The sequence below is a fragment of the Archangium minus genome (genome assembly GCF_044360475.1).
GTDB lineage: Bacteria > Myxococcota > Myxococcia > Myxococcales > Myxococcaceae > Archangium > Archangium minus.
The window spans coordinates 2,584,714-2,603,190 of sequence record NZ_CP043494.1 but is presented as its reverse complement, the minus strand read 5'-3'; the positions used below and the strand labels follow the sequence as shown (position 1 = coordinate 2,603,190).

Sequence of the window (18,477 nt, the reverse complement as noted above, 5' to 3'; positions counted from 1 at the left end):
AGAAGTACGTGGTGCCCACGGCTCCCGCCACGGTGAGCCGCTGGAAGCCCAGACGCTCATAGAAACGCAGCGCCCGGGTATTGTCGTTGCCCGTGCCCAGATGCAGCGCTCCCCCTGACGGAGGCAGAGCCGAAAGAAAAAGAGGCGAGCGCACCGCCCGAGGCAGCGGCGAAGGCGGAAGCGAAGAAGGAGCGCATGCCGCGACTTTCTTGGGCCGGGCTGCTGCGCCCCAGCACGTAGCGAAGCCGGCCTACCATCGCCTCATCGTCCAGCACCGGCTCCGCCGAGTAACGCCTTTCCCAGAAACCGCCGCTCCAGTCCACCAGCCGCCCTACCTTCCTGGACAGATTGGAGCGCAAATGCTGCATGAAGAAGGCGAGCGCGGCACCCCGCGCCCACACCAGCAGGTGGAAGTGATTGGATGCGAAGGTGAAGGCGTGCAGCCGTATGGTGCCGGCACTCTGCTGGACGGCTCGCGCCAGCACGCCTCCCACCACCTCGTTCACCTCCACGCTCGGGCGCAACAACAGCCGTCCCTGGAAGCACCTGGACGTGACGAAATAGAGACCCTCCTCCTGGAACATCCTCAACGGCCAGCCCATCCCCATCCCCTGCGTACGGTCCGCCGGGCCAGGACGCACCCCGTGGGCCAGCTCCAAGTCCTCGGAAAGACTCGAGGAGCGGTCGGTTACCCGTCCACGCCCCGTTCCGTTCTGGCTCAAGACCCCCGTTGCGAGTCCTTTGACACTACCTTCGGAGCACACTTTCGTGACGCCGCTGGAAATTCCATTTAGGCTCGCTATTCACAACTTCGTAGGGAGCAAGCATGCAGAACTGGATGAAGCAGCTGGGTCTGACGTTTGGCCTCGTCTTCGCGGTGGGTGCTCCGTCGACGGCGCTCGCATATCCGCCGCAGTGCATGGACGTCTGCTCGTGTGAGGACCTCTGCACCTCGCCCTGCTACGAGGGGACCTACCGCACCACCTGCTCGGACTACATCTGCAGGGATTACTGCCGGAGCAGCGATACGCAGGCCTCGCTCACCGAGGAGGCTCGGGAGCAGCAGGAGTCCGTGCAGCAGGCCGACGAGGCCGTCTGCTCCGAGCAGGCCGTGTCCGCGAAGAGCTGAGCTCCCCCCGTCAGCACCCTTCAGGGCCCCACGTTCCTCGGTAACGTGGGGCCCTGTTTGTTTGTATCAGCGCGCCTTGTCCCCCGTCCCCACCAGCCTGTCGCGCAGCAGGTGCTCGGCTACCCCGTGGACTTCTGGACCGGGACAGGGCTTGGACTCGGGGGCGTGAAAGGGGGAGGCCGTGTCTCGGTATTCGCCAGCCGCTCGAGAGGGCGGAGGAGCGACATGACGCCATGGCCCAACACGGGCAAGGCCACGGAGGGCTGGAGAACCGCCTCCAGCCCCGCGTGCAGGTGCAGTATCCGGTAGAACTGGCGATGGACGTGTGCGTCGGTCGACGTGCGCTCCATCAGCCGCAGGATGTACCAGTGCAGCAAGCCCAGCCCGAAGGGCCGCTTCCCGACGGCCTGCGGATACAGCAGGTCCATGCCCGTGCCCAACAGCCACGGGAGCCGGATGACTTCAGGCAGCCGCTCGCGGAAGCGCTGCGCCAGGCCCGATAGCTCACCTCGTTCGGCCTGCTCGCGAAGGCAGGTGTCCAGCAGCTCCGCGCCAAGCCCCGCCACCGACATGCCTTGCCCGTAGAGGGGGTTGAAGGCACACGCGGCGTCTCCCAGGATGACCAGCCCCTCGGGAAAGCGGGGCAGCTTCTCGTAGTGCCGCCACCGGCAGTCCTTCACCTTGTGCTGGGAGATGGGCCCTATCGGCGTGGCCTCTTTCAGGTAGTTGTACAGGTCTGGACGCGTCAGTGAGCGCGCGTACTCGAGGAACCCCGCGTACTCGGTGGGCGCGTGCTCCCCGAAGTAGCCATTGAGGGTGACGAGCCACCGGCCTCCCTCCACGTGTGAGATGAAACCCGCGCGCCAGGCCTTGGGAGGACTTGGATAGAGGAAGAGCGCCTTCCATTCCTTCTGGAAGTGGGGCGGCGGCTCGTGCAGGCACGTCGTGTAGGAAAGGTCCACGATGACCTGCTCTTCCTCCGGGCGCGCGTAGCCGATGGCTTCCAACCACTGAGGCATCCGCGAGCCCCGGCCACTGGCATCCACGACGAGGTCCGCCTCCCACGACTCCTCGCCCTGGGGTGTCTTGACCCGGACGCCCGTGATGCGCCCCGTGCCCTTCTCGTCGGAGATGAGCCCTTCGATGGAGCAGCCCTCGCGCACCTCTACGTTGGGCCGCGCCTTCACCCGGCGCAGGACGTTCCACTCGAGCAGGGGCCGGGTGCACAGCAGCCCGGGGATGCCGCTGGTGCGGCGCAGCTTCCACACCCCGAAGTGGTGCCAGGCGAGGTCTCCACTCGAGTCGATGAACTCGGCGCCCTGGACCTGGAGCTGCTCGAACAGGTCCGGGAAGTACTTGTCGAGGATGCGCCGGCCCGTGTCCAACAGCACGTGGATGTGCGGCCCTTGCGGAACACCCTTGCGCGCGGCGGGCCCCTCCACCCGGACATCCCGCTCCACCAGCGTCACCTTGTCGAAGTGGTCCGCGAGCACCCGCGCGCTCAAGAGCCCCGCCATGCTGCTGCCGATGACCACGGCGCTTCCGAATCTGCGTCCAGGGGTTTCCAAGTCCCAAGCCTCCAAGGTTTCATGTCGTGGCGCTGCTGGTCAGAGGGGTCCGCCTTCTCCAGAGCCGCTCGCCCCCGCCGAGGAGATTGCATGTCACCGGTCTGACATGCCCTCTCGGCCCCGGGGCTCGAAAGCTTCACCGCCACCCAGCCGGGCCGGGCCCGGCGCTCCAGGTGGATGAAGATCATCCGGCGCCAGTACACGCTGACTCCCGACAAGGTGGAAGAGTCCAAGGCGAAGATGCTGGAGGGGCTGGACCGGCTGGATCGCGAGATTCGGGGAGACCCGTCGCGCTACCTCGTGGGCGAGTCCCAGTTGCATCTCGACCTGCACGAGCGTGCCGTCCGGCAGGGCGAAGCGGTTACGTTCCTCGGCGCCGAATGCACGCTTGAAGAAGTCCACGGCCCTGTTCGCGCCGCGCACGCTCATTCCGGGTGTGATGGTCCGGTATCCCTCGGGGATCGGTCGCACCGTCATGTCTGCCTCCTCGGTCGTGCAAGTGACTGCGATGCGCGCGAATTTTCCGCCTCTGTCATCCCCGTGCAGGAGTTCCCCCTGACGGAGGCAGAGCCGAAAGAAAAAGAGGCGAGCGCACCGCCCGAGGCAGCGGCGAAGGCGGAAGCGAAGAAGGAGCGCATGCCGCGACTTTCTTGGGCCGGGCTGCTGCGCCGGACGTTCGTTTTGGACGTCTTCGCCTCTGCCGGGTGTGGAGGCTGGCTCCGGGTGTTGGCGTACGTGACAGCTCCCAGCGGGGTGCGCTCCATTCTGGAGCACCTGCGACTGCCCACTCGGCCTGCGACGCTGGCCCCGGCGCAGGGGCCTCCCCAAAGCACGTGGTGCTCAGCCACAGCAGGGGCTGCTGCTCCCAGCACCCCTGCTGTCCTCATCCGCTGCCCCGCACCGCCAGGGATGGTGCCCTGGGCCAGGCTGGCGTGTGTCCCCTGGAGATGAATCGCTTCTGCGCCGGCCCGGCGTGCGCTTCATGGGCTCCCCGTCTGCGGCCCTCTCCTCCCCCTCTGCTCCCGCCCTCTACCCCCAACTGGGCTCCTGTCCTTCCTATACGTAGACGCAGTACGCGGGCGCGGGCATGAATCCCCTCAGATTCTTAATCGCCCATAAAGATGACCTGAAGCGCGCGCTGATGTGAATCCTTCCCAGGCAGACACGAGTACGGCGTCAGGATTTGGCTTCATTCCCTGGAGGCTCTTCCTGGCCTGGCCAGGACATGCGGTAGGCTCACCGGATTGAGCCCCATTTCCTCGAAGCAGCGACTCACGAGCGAGAGGGTCTCGGTGGCGACGTACTTCCTACGTCCCCTCCGCCGGGCCCTTGATGCGCACGGGTGCGAGCCTTCGTCGGTCCTCGCCCCGTTCGGGCTCGCCGATCAGCCAGCGGCGCGCATCCCCTTTGAAACCGCGGCGGCCATCTGGGCTTCGGCGGCGGCGCTCGCCGAGCCGGGCATTGGCCTGCACGCGGCGCGCATGCTGTTCCCTGGCGACTATGGCACTCTGGAGTTCGCGGCGCGCTCGAGCCCCACGCTGCGCGCCGCGATCGAGCGAAATGCGCGCTACCACCGCCTCCTGAACGACCGGAGCGAGGTGCTCGTCCAGGGACGCTGCGTGCGCTATGTGCGCCCGGGCATGGAGGCGTCGATGCCCGCTCCCTACGTGGAGTTCGTCCTCGCCTCCTGGGCGAGAATGGCCCGCGATCTGGCGGAACGCTCCTCGCTGATCGAGCGCGTCTTTCTGCCCCACGGCCCTCCTCCGGACGACACGCTCCATCGCGAAGTCTTCGGGTGCGAGGAGGTCCGGTTCGGGAGGGGCGAAGCGGAGCTGCACTTCGCCGAGGGTGCGCTCGACGCGCCACTCCCTCGCGCCGACGGGGCGCTCGCCTCGGTGCTCGACCGGCACGCCGAAGCCCTCCTCGAGGAGATCGCTCGCGGCGCGCGCTGGACGTCCCGTGCGCTCACCCACATCGAGCGCCGCCTCGCCGATGGGACGCCCCGGCTCGAGGATGTCGCGCAGGACCTCGGGATCTCGCCGCGCATGCTGCGCCGGCGTCTCGAGGAAGAGAACACGACGTTTGCCCGGGTTGTCGACGATATCCGCCGACGGCTCGCGCTGAAGATGACCGCTGACGCCACCCTCTCGCTCGGAGAGATTGCGTTCTTCCTCGGGTTCTCCGAGCCGAGCGCCTTTCACCGCGCATTCCGCAGATGGACGGGCCGCACGCCCCGAAGCGAGGAGCCCTCGCCGCCATAGCGGTGGTCACCCGGGTCAGCCGGGGGGTCAGCCGAGTCACTGCCTGAAACGAAGCCTGGCTGCAGAGTGGGAAGCGAAAGGTGCTTCCCATGAACCCTCCCCTCGCGCCTCTCGCCGCGCCGCCGGGCCTGGGCCTTACGGCGCGCCTCGGTCCTCACGTGCGGCTCGCGCTCGCCGGATTGGCGCTCGCGCTCGGAGGAGCGGCGTGGGTCCTTGTCCCTTACCGTCCGATCGCCATGGCCGGTGCGACACCGGCTCCGCCACCGTATGGACGGCCCGTGGCGGTGCCCGGCCTGCGTCTCCACGTCTTCAACACCGGGGCGAACCGGATGTCCTCGCTGCTCGTGGGCGATGTGCGGCCCTGGCGCCCCGCCCCCGCGTTCGTCATCGAGCATCCGCGGCACGGGCTCATCGTCTTCGATACAGGGCTCTCGCCAGCGGTGGCACGCGACGGTGAGCGCGCGTTGCCCCTGCCGGTGCGCTGGCTCTTCGAGAGCCGCGGGCGGCCCGAGCGCACGCTGCCCGCCCAGATGCGCGAGGCCGGTCTCGAGCCGGCGCGTGTCCGCCAGGTGGTGATCTCGCATCTGCATGACGATCACGTGGGAGGACTCGCCGCCTTCGAGAACGCGCCCATCATCGCTGGCCCGGCAAGCGCGTCCCAGGCCAGCGCGTACGGCCTCGAGGGGCGGTGGCATGAGGTCCACTTCGCGGGTGGCACCGCGCCTCCATTCGACGCCGCGGCCGACCTGCTCGGAGACGGGAGCGTGGTGCTGCTCGGGGGCGGCGGACACTCGAGAGAGGATCTCCTGGTGCTGCTCGCGCTTCCGGGAGGCCCGGTGCTCCTCGCGGGCGACGCCGTGGTCCATTTTGACTGGCTCGAATCCGACGACGTGCAGCGGATCGCCGTCGATGCCGAGCGCGCGGCGGCGGTCCGCAATCAGGTCCGTGCGTTCCGGGCAGCGACTCCGGACCTTGTCCTCCTCCCTGGGCATGACCTCGACGGGCTGCCCACGAATCGCACGGACCTCGTGCTGCACCACCCGGAGTGGTTCGCGGTGGAGGCCTGGCCGATCTCCCTCGAGGGGTGATGCCCACGGGCCTTCGCCACGGCTGAATGGCGGTCATCGTCTGAACCCAAACCCCGAGGCACTGACCATGAACCCGACGCCGAAATATAACGGTTTTGCCCAACTGGAGAAACCATGAAGAGATCCACCATCGTTTTAAAGTCGATCGTCGTCGCCGTCTCCGCCCTGTTTGCCGGCACCGCGCTGGCCGGGGTGCCCAGCGGCGTTTCCGTTAGGACCTCACACCCGCGCCTGTATGCGAGCGCCTTCGACTTCACCCGGCTGGAGATCGAAGCCGCGGTGGGGCCGAAGACGTTCCCCACGCAAAAAGGCGAGTTGAAGTTCACGCTGACGCCGGTGCCCAAAGGAACGGGCGACACCGAGACCACGACCATCTTCGGCGACCAGAATGCGCCGAACTCGCTGTACGTGCGCCATGCGGACAGCGCCACGAGCGCCGGCAGGACCCAGGTGGAGGTGGTCTTACAGCGCACGCGCGTCGGGACGACGGAACCCATCAACGCGTTTGCCGCCACCTTCGAGGTGACGACCGGTATGCCCCATGAATTCGTTGTCACCTGGGATGCCGGCGCGAAGACCGCCGTGCTGAAGGTCGACAACGTGCAGCACCCGGCGAAATGGCAGCCGGCCGGCGACGGCTGGACCGCGTCCGGCCAGAAATTCGTGCTGGGTGGACATAAGGGCGACCAGCTGAAAAACCTCAGCGTGCGCAACCTGGCGACGAACGAGGTGTGGTCGTCGCTGCCGGAGCTGCCGGTCGAGATCGCGCTGCACGAATCGTGGCAAGGTTACCTGCATCGCAGCACGGCGCTGGCCAACTTGATTAATAATACGTGCGACCTGAGCAAACCGCTGGCCGATCAGGTCGACTACTGCAATACGACGAAAGGCGGCCGCGGCAAGATCACCGAACCGGCCAAGTGGCTGGCGCTGGCTTACCGGCTCACCGGCAAGCCGGAGCTCCTGACGGCCGCTAAAAAGCACATCAAGCTGCTCCTGAAGGCCGACCTTGGTGCGGGCGAAGAGGACGGCCCGGAATGGAGCATGAGCGGCCGCGTCGGCGCGATGGGGATCTATTACGACTGGCTGTTCGACGACCTGAAAGGCGACAGCCCGGACGGCGTACTGACCTACCACGAGGCGCTCGCGCAGCGGATCAAAGCGACGATCGCGTTCGACGTCGTGGGTAAGAACACCGACCTGCTCGGCTCCGTGTGCGGTGCGCCGGCGCAAAATGCCAGCGGCCAGTGGGTGACGCCGACCATCACGGCCAACCCGTTCGACTGCGCCGTCAAGCCCGTCTTCACCACCGGTGCCGGTCCGAATATCCGCACCAACTACCTGAGCGGCCACACGGCCAGCGCCAACACGGGTTCCCTGCTGGGTCTCCTCGCGATCGCCGATGCGTACCCCGAGGTGAAGGGCCTGATCGACACGATCTACGACCACTTCAAGTTCGGCTACTTGCGCGCGCGCGACTTCGTTGCCGAGAACGGCGGCAACCAGACGCTGTATTCGTACGCGTCCTCCGCTGGCGAGACGGCCGACCGCCTGCTGCTGTGGAACCGGGCGCTGACGAGCAACTCGGGCCTGCAGATGGTGTCGGCACCGTACATGATCTACCCGTACATCTACGGCGTGCGCGCCGACGGCAGCTTCCCGGCGGGCGGCGACAACTTCACGTTCAGCCTGGGCGAGCGCAGCGTGGGCAGCATGGCGCTCGTGGGCGCGGCGGCCGGCGACGTGCATGCGGCGAATTACTACTGGAACGACATCATGCGCTACCGTAGCGCCTCGCACGTGGGCCTGTTCGAGGAGCGCCTGCTGTATCCGAAGCCGACGACAGCCGCGCCGACGACCGCGCTGCCGCTGTCGCGCCACTTCAAGACGGCCGGCAATGTGCTGATGCGCGACACGTGGACCCACGCGGAGGCGACGCTGCTGGACTTCAAATCGTCGTCGTTCATCAGCGAGAACCATCATCACCTGGACCAGAACGCCTTCTCCCTCAGCTACAAGGCGCCGCTGCTGCTCGATTCCGGCCGCTACGACAACTACGGCAGCGTGCATTGGCTGAACTACTACACGCGCACGATCGCGCACAATACGATCACGGTGTACGACGAGAAGGAGACATTCGGCGGCCGGTCGCTCGACGGCGGCCAGTGGTTCGGCACACGCGCGACCTATCCGACGATCGAACAGATCCAGCCGGGCGGGTCGAACGTGCTCGATGGCGTGGCCAGCTACGAGGAGGGGGGCGACTACGCCTACGTGACGGGTAACGCCAGCAAGGCTTACGTCAACAGCAAGATCGATCCGAACACAGGCTTCCTGCGCAGCATCGTCTACCTGCGTTCGCAGGTGCGCGGCGAGCAGCCGAAGATCCTTGTGTTCGACAGCGTACGCCCGACCAAGCCCAATATGGAGATCACGTCGCTGCTGCACAGCGTGAACAAGCCCACCAGCACGATCGTACCGAGGGACGAGCACAACGGTCGCTACAAGTTCGGCTTTGTCGGCGCCGCCGAGCCGCTGACGATCCGGAACGGCGACGGCATGGTGACGGTGCAACCGCTGCTGCCGGCGCAAAGCGACATCGCGCTGGTGGGCGGCCTGAATGAAGGCAGCTCGTGCGTGCAGGCGGCCGTGCCGGGCACGACGTCGTTCGAGACGCCCCGTGCCGAGTTCACGTCGCAGGATTGCCGCTTCATGGTGCGCACCAAGCTGCAGGACGGCACGATCGGGTGGCGCAACTTCGCGATCATGGATGAACCGCCAGAGCCGTCGCGCGACACCGATATCGGCGCCTGGCGCGTCGAGATCACGCCACGCACCGCGCCGGCCGTCGGGACGGCGCAGTTCTTCCTGAACGTGCTGCACGTGGACGACAGCGATGGTGCGACCAGCGGTGCCGCCGCGATCGCCAAGGCGCGCCTGTTGTCGTCGGATGGCAATGCCGTGGCGGTGGCGATGGCCGACGGCCGCGTGGTGGTGTTCCATGGCGGTGTCGCGCCATCCGCCACCACGGACGAAATCAGCTGGACGGTCGATGCGGGCTCGAAAGCGCCGACGTTGGTGGTAGGGCTGCAGAAGGGCGCGACCTATACGCTGACGCCGGTCAGCACGACGCGCATGAAGCTCACGCGCAGCAGCACCGGTACGCTGACGGCGCCGAACGGCGTTCTGAAGATCAACCGTAGCTGACGACAGATGCCCCGCGCGCGGGGCCATGAAAAAAACCCGCCGCGGCGGGTTTTTTTCTTTTGGCCGGCTACGCTCAGGCGAAGTTCTGGTTCACGAAGTCTCAGTTGACCAGGTTCCACCACGATTCCACGAACTTCGGACGGGCGTTGCGGTAGTCGATGTAGTAAGCGTGTTCCCACACGTCGCAGGTCAAGAGCGGCTTGTCGGCCGTCGTCAGCGGCGTTTGCGCGTTCGACGTGTTGACGATGTCCACCGAGCCGTCGGCCTTCTTCACGAGCCACGTCCAGCCGGAACCGAAGTTGCCGACGGCGGACTTGCTGAACTCTTCCTTGAACTTGTCGAACGAGCCCCACTTTAAGTATAGGCGGAATGGGGGCCCTGTTGCTCGGCGGTGGGCTGGTGCAAGGAGGAGGAGAGGGCAGGGGCCAGCAAGGCCATGCGTGGCGCCGGTGAAGGGGTCCGAGCCCCCTGATGGGGCACACTGCTGCCCTGGCCGCCCTTGCTTGAGGAGAGCGGCAGGCAGTTGTGGGGAGAGGCTGCGCCAGGCTCAACACCACGCGATCTGGGGTGGCCCCTGCGCTGAGGCCAGCTGAGCTGGCCGCGTGGGTAGTTGCAGGTGCTCCAAAATAGCGCGCACCCCGGCGGGTGCCGTCAGGTACGCCAGCACCTGGCGCCTGCCTCCACACCTCGAGCAGGCGAACACGTCCAGCGCGAATGTCCTGCGCAACAGCCCGGCCCAATCCAATCGCGGCGTCCGCTCTTTCTTGGGCTCCACCTTCGCGCCTGCCTCAGGCGGCGCTTTCTCCTCTTGCTGCTTCGGCTCTGCACTCGCTTGACGGAGCAGGAGCGTACCGGCACGCAGGTCTACCGAGTGATGAACCAGCGCAAGTACCCGGTGACGGACCATGATCCCGCACAAGTGAAGCTCGTGCCCAACGAGTCCATCAACCGCGTTCCCAACGGCTAGCCAGAATGGCCTGAATGGTGTCAAAGGAGTCGAAACGCGAGACTGGTGTTTCCAGGGGCGGCTGCTGCTGCGCCCCAGCGCGGAGGTGAACGAGGTGGTGGGAGGCGTGCTGGCGCTGCGCGAGCCCTACTAGGCCTTCGTCGCCTCATTTCGAGAGGCGGCGGCTCGCTGGAGTCAGGGGAATGTCTCGGCGCGTTTCCCACTCTTCTCCTTCCCGCCGCATTTCTCGCCAACTCGTGCTCCTCCAATTCTTTGACACCCTCTCCGGCGCTCTCTGAGTTCCTTCTGGGAAGGCGCCTCGTTCCTCCCTCTGAGGCGCCCAAAATGGCGAAAGTCGAGTCAAACGATTTGTAGGAGCGCCGCAGCATCGGCCTGGGGCTCTTCATCGTGGATCAGATCGTCCGGGCCCACGGAGGCAGCATCGAGGTGAGTTCCACGGCGGAGGAGGGCACGTCCTTCCGTGTCCTCCTTCCCCGAGAGGTGCCTCTCCACTCCACCGCCTCCGCCGCGAGCCGGATGAAAGTCAGACGGCTCGTGGGGAGCGAGTTTCATCTCTGGTCAAGGATTGATGACCTTGTACCGATCCTCCTCCTTCTTGCCCTCCGCTGGCACACACGGGCACTGCCCTATCGAGCCGACGTACTCGTCATTCCACTCCGACATGACCGCGATGTGATTGCCAGTCTTGTAGGGTTTGTCCTTGGCGCAAGGCGAGCAACGCGAGGCCCGTCCGAGTGCAGCGCGTTGTTAGGCGACATGACCCATCTCCGAGTCAGCGCGCGCGCCGGTAGTGGATGGCGACCGCGCCGCTGCGGAGCGGCTTCGCCGAGATCAGCTCGAGCCGTCGCGTGCTGGGCAGCCCGCTCTCGTACAGGGTCGGGCCGTGGCCGGCGATCCTGGGGTGGACGAGTAACTTGTACTCGTCGATCAGATCCAGCCGGTCCAGCTCGGTCGCGAGCTTGCCGCTACCAAGGAGCACGCCGTTCGGGGTCGCGTCCTTGAGCTTCTGTACGCCCGTGCGCAGGTTGCCGGCGATGTGGTGGCTGTTGGTCCAGGGGAAGTCCTTTCGCGTCGAGGACACCACGTACTTCGGCTTGGCCTCCAGCTTGACCGCCCACTCGCGCATCGCCGGCGGTGCCTCCGCGTCGCCGCGGGCGACCGCTGGCCAGTAGCTCTCCATCATCTCGTAGGTGACGCGGCCCCACAGCATCGCCCCGCACTCGTCCATGAGGCGGGTGAAGAAGGCGTGTGTCTCGTCGTCGGCGATTCCTTCCTGGTGGTCGACGCAGCCGTCGAGGGTGACGTTGATACTAAAGGTCAAGAGTCCCATGGTGTCCTCCGTTCGAGATACGCGACGAGCCGCTCGCCGACTGGCTCCAAGGACACGAGTCCAATTCGCGAGGTGCTCACCTTGTGTCGCCTAACTGTGATTTATACGGACAGCTTCGTCCGTTATGCACGGCACTCTGCCGTTATGCAAAGTCGCCTGTTCGCCCGAAAGCCGCACCAAGTCTAGGTTTGCCGTCATACTGTATGTTTGTACATTATTAAACAAACGTGAAACACGTCACACTTTTTTCGAGCTGAGTACGACGGCGGTGTAGGTGGAAAATGTAGTAGTGGCAACAGCCCCGACCTGGATCGGCGCGCCGTAGGAAAGTCCGGTACACCTCTTCTTCACCGGGCTGGAACTCTTACGGCGCGTGGCATCCCTGGTGCCTCCACCTCGGGCGAACCTCACGAGGTTGTAGGGTAGCCCCGGCCAGTTTCCCAGCCGGGGCCCCCGCCAGATCCGGACGAGGAGATTTCCACCATCCGGCTCTTCCGTTGGAAGTGGCTTATGGAGTGACACCCCAGGTGCGCACCCGGATGACGGGTCGCGGAAGCGGAAAACCCTTCAGCAGGTCCGCAAACCGCTTCCAGTTGAGCCGCGAGCGCTGACTTCGGCGGTTCAGCCATTTGTGCCACGCCCGCTCCGTCCTTTTGACGAGCAGTTTCGAAGGTCGCTGGACCCTTGCCCTCCTGTTGCCCCAATTTCGGGCGTCCACCGTGATGCCATCCACGCCCACCGCCGCGTTCTTCCTGAGCCGGTGGAACGCTCGCGTCAGCGCCCCCGCATCCAGCAGGTGCGCCAGCGAAGTGAACGTGGTGTTGAGGCGCTCAAGACAACCCACAAGCCCAGCTCAGGCTCTTGCCGCGCCCTGATGGGAGGGCGGCTGGGCAGCAGTGTGCCCTATGGGGGTGCTCGGCCCCCTACACGGGCCTGGCACACAGCTCGGGCGGCTCCCGTCCGCGGCCCTCCTCGGCCCTTCCGCTCCAGCCCTCACCTTCAACCGGCCTCCCATTTTTCTTATGCGCCGACGGCACCACCGCGAGCTGTTCAAGCAGCGCGCGCTCGAACTGCCCTTGCGTGCCATCTATCCGCGTGCTAGACACTGAACCATATGGCTCAGTATTCAGATGCCGGCCTCGATGCGTCGTTCGCCGCGCTCTCCGACGCCACCCGACGCGGTGTTCTGGAGCAGCTCGGGCGTGCGGAGGCCTCGATCACGGACCTCGCCGAGAAGTTCAACATGACCCTCACGGGCATGAAGAAGCACGTCGGTGTCCTGGAGCGGGCCGGGCTCGTGATCACGGAGAAGGTCGGGCGCGTGCGGACCTGCAAGATCGGCCCGCGCCGACTGGAGGAAGAGATGGCATGGCTTGAGAGGTACCGCCAGCTCTGGGACGCACGCTTCGACGAGTTGGACAAGGTTGTCGAGGAATTGAAACGGAAGGAGCAGGTCGATGGACGCAAGAAGAGAGAGTGAGCCCACACCCATGAAGAACCGCACGACTGTGGAACGGAAGTCCGAGCGCGAGACCGTCGTCACGCGAACTTTCAATGGTCCGGCACGCATCGTGTTCGAGGCGTGGACAAAGCCCGAGCTGTTCAAGAAGTGGTGGGTGCCGAAGTCGATGGGAGTGCCCCTGGTTTCCTGCGAGATGGATGTTCGTACCGGGGGCAAGTACCGTCTGGTGTTCGGCCAAGGGATGGCGTTCTTCGGTAGGTACATCGAAGTGACACCGCACTCGCGCCTCGTCTGGACCAATGAGGAAGGTGGTGACAATGGGTCCGTCACCACGGTGACCTTCGAGGAAAAAGGGGGCAAGACGCTGCTGGTCGTGAGCGAGCTCTACCCCTCGAAGGAAGCTCTCGACGCTGCCGGCACCGGGGCGGCGGATGCGCTGGTCGAGACGTTCCAGCAACTGGACGAGCTTCTCGTCACCCTGGGCGCGAGCGTAGGAGGGGCATGAAGTCCTCGTTCCCGCGGTCGGCCGCCTGGCTCTTCACTCCTCGACGACGAGAGAGTGAAGCCAGGCGAACCAGGGGCTGATCGCGGAGACGAGGGCCAACGCCTGAGCCGTGCGTCCAGGAAGGCAATCTGCTCGTTGAGGTGCAGCAGGAGGCTCAGCAGCGGGGCCACCTCCGCCTTCAACCTGCCCGGCAGCGCCAGAACCTCCACCCGCTTGACGAAGGACTCCACCTCCCCATCCGCTACCCGCAAGCCCTCACGCCTCACCAGGGCGCGCGCCTGAGAAATGGAGCGGGTGCGCGTGCGCACCAGCGCCTCGCGTACGGCCAGTTGCGCCCTCATGTGTCGCTGCTCGTCCGAGGTGCGGTGCGCGGGCCAGTACGCCCCCAACTTGCCAGCCTATTAGCCAATATACCTGGATAACGTCACACATTTACCCGGATGGAGCATGAGCCATTGAATGGCGCCCATGCCTGACCAGACCGCCGCTCGCTCCCTGCTCGTCCCCATCGCCCTGCCAGCGCGGGAGATCTTCCCGCCGAACACCATCAGCCCCGAGGCCCGCGCCGCCCTCGCCGCCAGCGCGGCGACGCCGGCCCAGATCCACCCCGCGCGCCACCCCGCCCCCAACGACCTCGAGGGCTGGCGCCGAGCGGTCGCCGCCACCAACGCCAGGTTCGCCCCGCTGGTGGACCAGATGCTGGGCGAGACCCGCTGCCGGGTCGAGACCTTGCCCATCGCCGGAGTGACCTGCTACGTCGCGACCCCACCCTGCCTGGATGCGGCGGCGGCCCGGCGGCTCTACCTCTATCTGCACGGCGGTGCCCTGGTGTTCGGCGGCGGGGCCTACGCCAAGGCCGAGGCCGCGGTGAACGCCGAGCGGCTCGGCATCACCACCGTGTCGGTCGACTACCGCATGCCGCCGGACCACCCCTTCCCCGCCGCACCCGAGGACTGCTTCGCCGTCTACCGCGAGCTGCTCAAGGACTGGGATCCGGCCCGTGTGGTGATCGGCGGCGCCTCGGCCGGCGGCAACATCGCGGCGGCGGCCACCCTGATGATCCGCGACCGGGGCCTGCCCCCGCCGGCCGCCGTGGCACTGCTGACGCCGGAGGTCGACCTCACGGAGTCTGGCGACACCTTCCAGACCAACGCGCTGCTGGACGTGACGCTGAAGGGCGGGCTGCCGGAGTGCAACGCCCTCTATGCGGGAGGCCACGACCTCGCCCATCCCTATGTCTCGCCGCTGTTCGCCGACTTCGGCCCCGGCTTCCCGCCGACCTTCATCCAATCGGGCACGCGCGACCTGTTCCTCTCCAACTCGGTGCTGCTGCACCGCAAGCTGCGGCGCGCGGGCGTCGAGGCCGAGCTGCACGTCTGGGAGGCCATGCCCCACCGCGGCTTCGGCTTCGGCTTCGGCGACGCGCCCGAGAACCACGAGATCGACGAGGAGCTCAGGCGCTTCATCGTCCGCCACTCCTGACGGCGGCCCAGACTGGACTCAGGCGGACAGCGGTCCGCGCGAGAGAAGGAGCTCTATCGCCCGAGCATCGGCCGGTGTGGCGGGCGTGAAGACGACCATGTCCAACCCGTCCGCGCCATTGACGGCGAAGGCCGAGTACTCGAGCGTGATCGGTCCAGCCACGGAATGGTGGAGGCGCTTCAGGCCTGCCCCATGGTTGCGCACGTCGTTCTCAGCCCAGAGCCGGCGGAAGTCGGCGCTGGTTGACTGGAGCTCGGCCACGAGCGCGGCGGCTTCGGAGCCACCTCCCGCGCGCGTGACATCGATGCGGAAGACCGAGAGCGCGAAGCGCGCATGCTCCTCCCAATCCGGCAGCGAGGCGCGCACGGCCGGGTCGCCGAACAGGCGCCTGAGCACGTTGCGCTCGCGGACCGGCATTGAGGCGTAGTCGGCCAGCACCGCGAGTGCCGCCGCGTTCCAGGCCACGATGTCCCACGTCGGCGTCTTCACATAGGCGGGGCTGGTCGGCAGGGCGTCGAGCACGCGCTGCAAGGAGGGCGTGACCGAAGGCGGCGCGGCTGGATGGAGCGGCGGTGGCCGCTGCCGGGCGAGCAGGAACAGGACCTCGCGGCCCGCCGCGTCGAGCTCCAGTGCGCGGGCGATTCGCTCCAGCGCATCGTCTGAAGGGGGGCCTCCACGCCCCTGCTCGAGCCACGTGTACCAGGTGACGCTGACGCCTGCCCGCGTCGCCACCTCCTCCCGCCTGAGCCCCGGCGTTCGACGCCGGCCCTGAGCGCCTGGTCCTGGTGACACGCGCGCCCGACGATCGCGGAGGAAGTCGCCCAAGGAGAGTTCCGAACCCGGCACGGTGTTAGTGCTCATACCCGTATAAGATATCGACTTTTCCGCCGCGCGGCCGCGCCCCATAACACGCTCACAACATCAGGAGACGGACATGCGTGTTTTCGTGACGGGAGCGACGGGTTTCATTGGGGAAGCGATCGTGCGCGAGCTGATCGCGGCGGGGCACCAGGTGCTCGGACTGGTGCGGAGCGACACCTCCGCCGCGGCCCTGGCGCGGTTGGGCGGCGAGGCGCATCGGGGCGAATTGACGGATCCCGGAAGTCTCACCGCGGGCGCCCGGGCGTGCGACGGCGTGATCCACACGGCCTTCATCCACGACTTCTCCGCCTATGCGGCCGCCTGCGAGACGGACAGGCGTGCGGTGGAGGTGCTGGCCGGCGCGCTGGAGGGCTCGGGCAAGCCGTTCGTGTCCACGTCCGGCACCGCGCTGCTGGCGCCCGGCCGCATCGGCAAGGAGGAGGACACGCCCGCGCCCGGGAGCGTGGCGGGCCTGCGTGCCGCGGCGGAGGCGATCGTCTTGGGGGCCGCCCGTCGCGGGGTGCGCTCCAGCGTCGTGCGGTTGCCGCCCTCCGTCCACGGCCCCGGCGACCACGGCTTCGTGCCCGCGCTGATCGACATCGCACGCCGCACGGGTCTCTCCGCCTTCGTCTCCGACGGAGCGAACCGCTGGCCCGCGGTGCACCGGCTGGACGCGGCGCGTCTCTTCCGGCTCGCGCTCGAGAACGCTCCCCCTGGAACGTGCCTGCATGGCGTGGCCGAAGAAGGCGTGACGCTGCGCGCGCTCGCCGAGGGGATCGGCAAGGGGCTCGGCGTTCCCGTCCGGGCCCTGGGCGCGGACGAAGCACGCACGCACTTCGATTGGCTCGCGAGCTTCGTCACCATCGACAACCCGACCTCCAGCACGCGCACCCGCGATGCACTGGGATGGCGCCCCCAGGGACCCGACCTGCTGACGGACCTGCGGGAAAACGGGTACTTCTCCTGAGGATTTTCCCTAGCCAGGCCGAAGTGGGAGCTCCAGCGTCGCCGTGGCTCCCTTGCCGACTGCCTCACTCTCCGCTGCGCAACGCCCTCGCCTTGAGTGAGCTCCGGGAGGAGCAGCAGCAACTCCGGGAGGAGCTGGCCCGCCCCGGACATCTCGTGGGGGACAGCCCGGCCATGGAGTCGCTGCGCGCGCTCATCGCACGCGTGGGCCCGAGCGACACAGCCATCCTCATCACCGGCGAGACAGGCACGGACAAGGAGTGCGTGGCGAGGGCACTCCACCTGGCCTCAGGGCGCAAGGGGCGACTGGTCGCGGTCAACTGCGCCGCCATCCCCGCCACGCTGCTGGAGAGCGAGCTGTTCGGCCACGAGCGAGGAGCCTTCTCGGGAGCCACCACGCGGCGGCTCGGCCGCATCGAGCAGGCGCATGGGGGCACTCTGTTCCTCGACGAGCTCGGGGACATGCCGCTGGAGCTCCAGGCCAAGTTGCTGCGCGTGCTGGAGACGAAGGAGGTGGAGCGACTGGGCGGAGGGCTGCCCATCCCCGTGAACGTGCGCATTCTCGCGGCCACGCACAGAGACCTCGCGCAAGCGGTGCGGGAGGGCCGCTTCCGGCAGGATTTGTACTTCCGGTTGAACGTGCTCCCCCTCTCGCTGCCGCCCTTGCGCGAGCGGCCCGAGGACATCCTCCCGTTGGCGAGGGCCTTCGCGGCGGAGCTGGCCGGGCCGAACGTCCCGCTGGAGCTCGCGCCCGGAGCCGAGGAGGCCCTGCGTACCTGGCCCTGGCCGGGCAACGTGCGCGAGCTGCGCAACTTCATCGAGCGCCAGAACCTGCTGCGGGGAAACGGCCCGCTCACCCTCACGCCCGAGTCCCTCACGGGCCCCGCGTCCCTGAAGGCCGCGACACCTTCGCAGCTCGTGCTGGGCCAGAAGAGCTACCGCGAGCACGTGGACGACTTCGAGCGCACGCTCATCAAAGCCGCGCTGGAAGAGGGAGGCAGCATCGCCGGGGCCGCGCGACTCCTGCAGGTGGACCGAGGCAACCTCCACCGCCGCATCAAGGCACTCGGTATTCCCGCCACGTGACGCGGTAGGCAGGGAGATGCAATGAAGTTCCGGGGCAGGTGCATGCGCCTGTGTCGACGGTAGCCGGGGCACTCACCGCGAGGCAGCACTCTTCAACCAGAACTGACGCCCCTTGCTCCGCAGTGCCTCCCCCCAAGAACTCCGAGAAGGAACGGGAGATCTGCTTGCAGTAAGCCGGGTCCGGCCAAGCCTCGTGGTCGCCATCGATGAGTGGATAGCGGCCGTTTTCTTGATGGGCCACGTCCACCAGCACGTAGTTGCCATCCTGCACGTCGCAGAGGGCATACATTGACGAGGGGCCGTGCGCGTCATCGTCGTTTCGCTTCCCGAAGATGGCGACCCGCGCCCGGACGATCTTCGACAAAGGAAGGATCCAATAGGGACAGTCCGTGGGTGTCTTGAACAACCGCGCGCCGTTGCAATGCAGGTAGAAAGCCCGGAGATCCGGGTCCAGCATCCAGCCCATCCGCTGCTCGAATGCTTCGATCTCCTCGGGCGCTGCGGGCGGATGCGGGAAGTGCTCGCGGGAGACCTCTTCGAGCAGGCGCATCATGGGCGTGGCCAT

15 protein-coding genes and 3 pseudogenes are annotated in these 18,477 nt (G+C 66.9%); 12 read left to right on the top strand and 6 right to left on the bottom strand.

All coding sequences use genetic code 11. The annotated features are described in order from the left end of the window. Nucleotides 1-56 precede the first annotated feature (56 nt). Complete coding sequence (locus tag F0U60_RS10675) at nucleotides 57-602, bottom strand: transposase (protein WP_395817526.1); 546 nt, start codon at nucleotides 600-602, stop codon at nucleotides 57-59. Nucleotides 603-826: 224 nt separating this feature from the next. Between F0U60_RS10675 and F0U60_RS10670 the strand changes: the two genes are divergently transcribed. Beyond that, on the top strand, nucleotides 827-1,129 hold the full coding sequence (locus F0U60_RS10670; RefSeq protein ID WP_395817523.1) for a hypothetical protein: 303 nt from the start codon (nucleotides 827-829) through the stop codon (nucleotides 1,127-1,129). Nucleotides 1,130-1,248: 119 nt separating this feature from the next. Here F0U60_RS10670 and F0U60_RS10665 read toward each other — a convergent pair whose 3' ends face one another. Continuing rightward, nucleotides 1,249-2,697, bottom strand: coding sequence for an NAD(P)/FAD-dependent oxidoreductase (locus F0U60_RS10665; RefSeq protein ID WP_239015143.1), 1,449 nt, complete (start codon nucleotides 2,695-2,697; stop codon nucleotides 1,249-1,251). Nucleotides 2,698-2,874: 177 nt separating this feature from the next. Here F0U60_RS10665 and F0U60_RS10660 point away from each other — a divergent pair, with 177 nt between their 5' ends. The 4 genes from F0U60_RS10660 (at nucleotide 2,875) to F0U60_RS10645 (ending at nucleotide 9,253) form a co-directional block, all read left to right on the top strand. Beyond that, nucleotides 2,875-3,648 carry a hypothetical protein gene (locus F0U60_RS10660; RefSeq protein ID WP_395817520.1) on the top strand — a complete coding sequence of 258 codons (774 nt, stop codon included), beginning with the start codon at nucleotides 2,875-2,877 and terminating at the stop codon, nucleotides 3,646-3,648. Between the two features lie 341 nt (nucleotides 3,649-3,989). Continuing rightward, on the top strand, nucleotides 3,990-4,958 hold the full coding sequence (locus tag F0U60_RS10655; RefSeq protein ID WP_395817517.1) for an AraC family transcriptional regulator ligand-binding domain-containing protein: 969 nt from the start codon (nucleotides 3,990-3,992) through the stop codon (nucleotides 4,956-4,958). An 89-nt stretch (nucleotides 4,959-5,047) separates the two neighbouring features. Further along, nucleotides 5,048-6,046, top strand: coding sequence for an MBL fold metallo-hydrolase (locus F0U60_RS10650; protein ID WP_395817514.1), 999 nt, complete (start codon nucleotides 5,048-5,050; stop codon nucleotides 6,044-6,046). Between the two features lie 114 nt (nucleotides 6,047-6,160). Further along, on the top strand, nucleotides 6,161-9,253 hold the full coding sequence (locus F0U60_RS10645; RefSeq protein WP_395817512.1) for a heparinase II/III family protein: 3,093 nt from the start codon (nucleotides 6,161-6,163) through the stop codon (nucleotides 9,251-9,253). Nucleotides 9,254-9,353: 100 nt separating this feature from the next. On the opposite strand, the pseudogene F0U60_RS10640 reads toward F0U60_RS10645, so the two are convergent. Continuing rightward, nucleotides 9,354-9,608, bottom strand: a pseudogene (locus F0U60_RS10640) (superoxide dismutase); the annotation flags it as partial. 477 nt (nucleotides 9,609-10,085) lie between these two features. Between F0U60_RS10640 and F0U60_RS10635 the strand changes: the two are divergent. Further along, nucleotides 10,086-10,220 carry a hypothetical protein gene (locus tag F0U60_RS10635; RefSeq protein WP_395817509.1) on the top strand — a complete coding sequence of 45 codons (135 nt, stop codon included), beginning with the start codon at nucleotides 10,086-10,088 and terminating at the stop codon, nucleotides 10,218-10,220. Nucleotides 10,221-10,580: 360 nt separating this feature from the next. Further along, a pseudogene (locus tag F0U60_RS10630) lies at nucleotides 10,581-10,706 on the top strand (ATP-binding protein); the annotation flags it as partial. A gap of 286 nt (nucleotides 10,707-10,992) precedes the next feature. Here F0U60_RS10630 and F0U60_RS10625 read toward each other — a convergent pair. After that, on the bottom strand, nucleotides 10,993-11,550 hold the full coding sequence (locus tag F0U60_RS10625; RefSeq protein ID WP_395817506.1) for a dihydrofolate reductase family protein: 558 nt from the start codon (nucleotides 11,548-11,550) through the stop codon (nucleotides 10,993-10,995). Nucleotides 11,551-12,664: 1,114 nt separating this feature from the next. Here F0U60_RS10625 and F0U60_RS10620 point away from each other — a divergent pair. From F0U60_RS10620 to F0U60_RS10610, 3 genes are all read left to right on the top strand, one after another. Continuing rightward, nucleotides 12,665-13,030 carry an ArsR/SmtB family transcription factor gene (locus F0U60_RS10620; protein ID WP_395817503.1) on the top strand — a complete coding sequence of 122 codons (366 nt, stop codon included), beginning with the start codon at nucleotides 12,665-12,667 and terminating at the stop codon, nucleotides 13,028-13,030. Nucleotides 13,031-13,040: 10 nt separating this feature from the next. After that, nucleotides 13,041-13,517: an SRPBCC domain-containing protein gene (locus F0U60_RS10615; protein WP_395817500.1), complete on the top strand. Its 477-nt coding sequence runs from the start codon at nucleotides 13,041-13,043 to the stop codon at nucleotides 13,515-13,517. A 468-nt stretch (nucleotides 13,518-13,985) separates the two neighbouring features. Then, the gene (locus tag F0U60_RS10610; RefSeq protein WP_395817496.1) at nucleotides 13,986-14,999 is read left to right on the top strand and encodes an alpha/beta hydrolase; all 1,014 of its coding nucleotides are present in this window, start codon (nucleotides 13,986-13,988) and stop codon (nucleotides 14,997-14,999) included. Nucleotides 15,000-15,017: 18 nt separating this feature from the next. On the opposite strand, the gene F0U60_RS10605 is transcribed toward F0U60_RS10610, so the two are convergent. Next, entirely contained in the window at nucleotides 15,018-15,860 is an 843-nt protein-coding gene (locus tag F0U60_RS10605; RefSeq protein ID WP_395817493.1) for a helix-turn-helix transcriptional regulator, read from the bottom strand. 73 nt (nucleotides 15,861-15,933) lie between these two features. Here F0U60_RS10605 and F0U60_RS10600 point away from each other — a divergent pair, with 73 nt between their 5' ends. Next, complete coding sequence (locus F0U60_RS10600) at nucleotides 15,934-16,827, top strand: SDR family oxidoreductase (protein WP_395817490.1); 894 nt, start codon at nucleotides 15,934-15,936, stop codon at nucleotides 16,825-16,827. A gap of 92 nt (nucleotides 16,828-16,919) precedes the next feature. After that, a complete protein-coding gene (locus tag F0U60_RS10595; RefSeq protein ID WP_395817487.1) occupies nucleotides 16,920-17,912 on the top strand; it encodes a sigma-54 interaction domain-containing protein in 993 nt (330 codons plus the stop codon). 72 nt (nucleotides 17,913-17,984) lie between these two features. Here the strand turns inward: F0U60_RS10595 and F0U60_RS10590 are convergent. Beyond that, nucleotides 17,985-18,477 (bottom strand): annotated as a pseudogene (locus F0U60_RS10590) (SMI1/KNR4 family protein).

What these genes read in the sequence shown, in the direction of transcription:
- F0U60_RS10675 (WP_395817526.1), bottom strand. Translation starts at nt 602, where the DNA reads ATGGGCTGGCCGTTGAGGATGTTCCAGGAGGAGGGTCTCTATTTCGTC.
- F0U60_RS10670 (WP_395817523.1), top strand. Translation starts at nt 827, where the DNA reads ATGCAGAACTGGATGAAGCAGCTGGGTCTGACGTTTGGCCTCGTCTTC.
- F0U60_RS10660 (WP_395817520.1), top strand. Translation starts at nt 2,875, where the DNA reads ATGAAGATCATCCGGCGCCAGTACACGCTGACTCCCGACAAGGTGGAA.
- F0U60_RS10650 (WP_395817514.1), top strand. Translation starts at nt 5,048, where the DNA reads ATGAACCCTCCCCTCGCGCCTCTCGCCGCGCCGCCGGGCCTGGGCCTT.
- F0U60_RS10645 (WP_395817512.1), top strand. Translation starts at nt 6,161, where the DNA reads ATGAAGAGATCCACCATCGTTTTAAAGTCGATCGTCGTCGCCGTCTCC.
- F0U60_RS10625 (WP_395817506.1), bottom strand. Translation starts at nt 11,550, where the DNA reads ATGGGACTCTTGACCTTTAGTATCAACGTCACCCTCGACGGCTGCGTC.
- F0U60_RS10620 (WP_395817503.1), top strand. Translation starts at nt 12,665, where the DNA reads ATGGCTCAGTATTCAGATGCCGGCCTCGATGCGTCGTTCGCCGCGCTC.
- F0U60_RS10615 (WP_395817500.1), top strand. Translation starts at nt 13,041, where the DNA reads ATGAAGAACCGCACGACTGTGGAACGGAAGTCCGAGCGCGAGACCGTC.
- F0U60_RS10610 (WP_395817496.1), top strand. Translation starts at nt 13,986, where the DNA reads ATGCCTGACCAGACCGCCGCTCGCTCCCTGCTCGTCCCCATCGCCCTG.
- F0U60_RS10605 (WP_395817493.1), bottom strand. Translation starts at nt 15,860, where the DNA reads ATGAGCACTAACACCGTGCCGGGTTCGGAACTCTCCTTGGGCGACTTC.
- F0U60_RS10600 (WP_395817490.1), top strand. Translation starts at nt 15,934, where the DNA reads ATGCGTGTTTTCGTGACGGGAGCGACGGGTTTCATTGGGGAAGCGATC.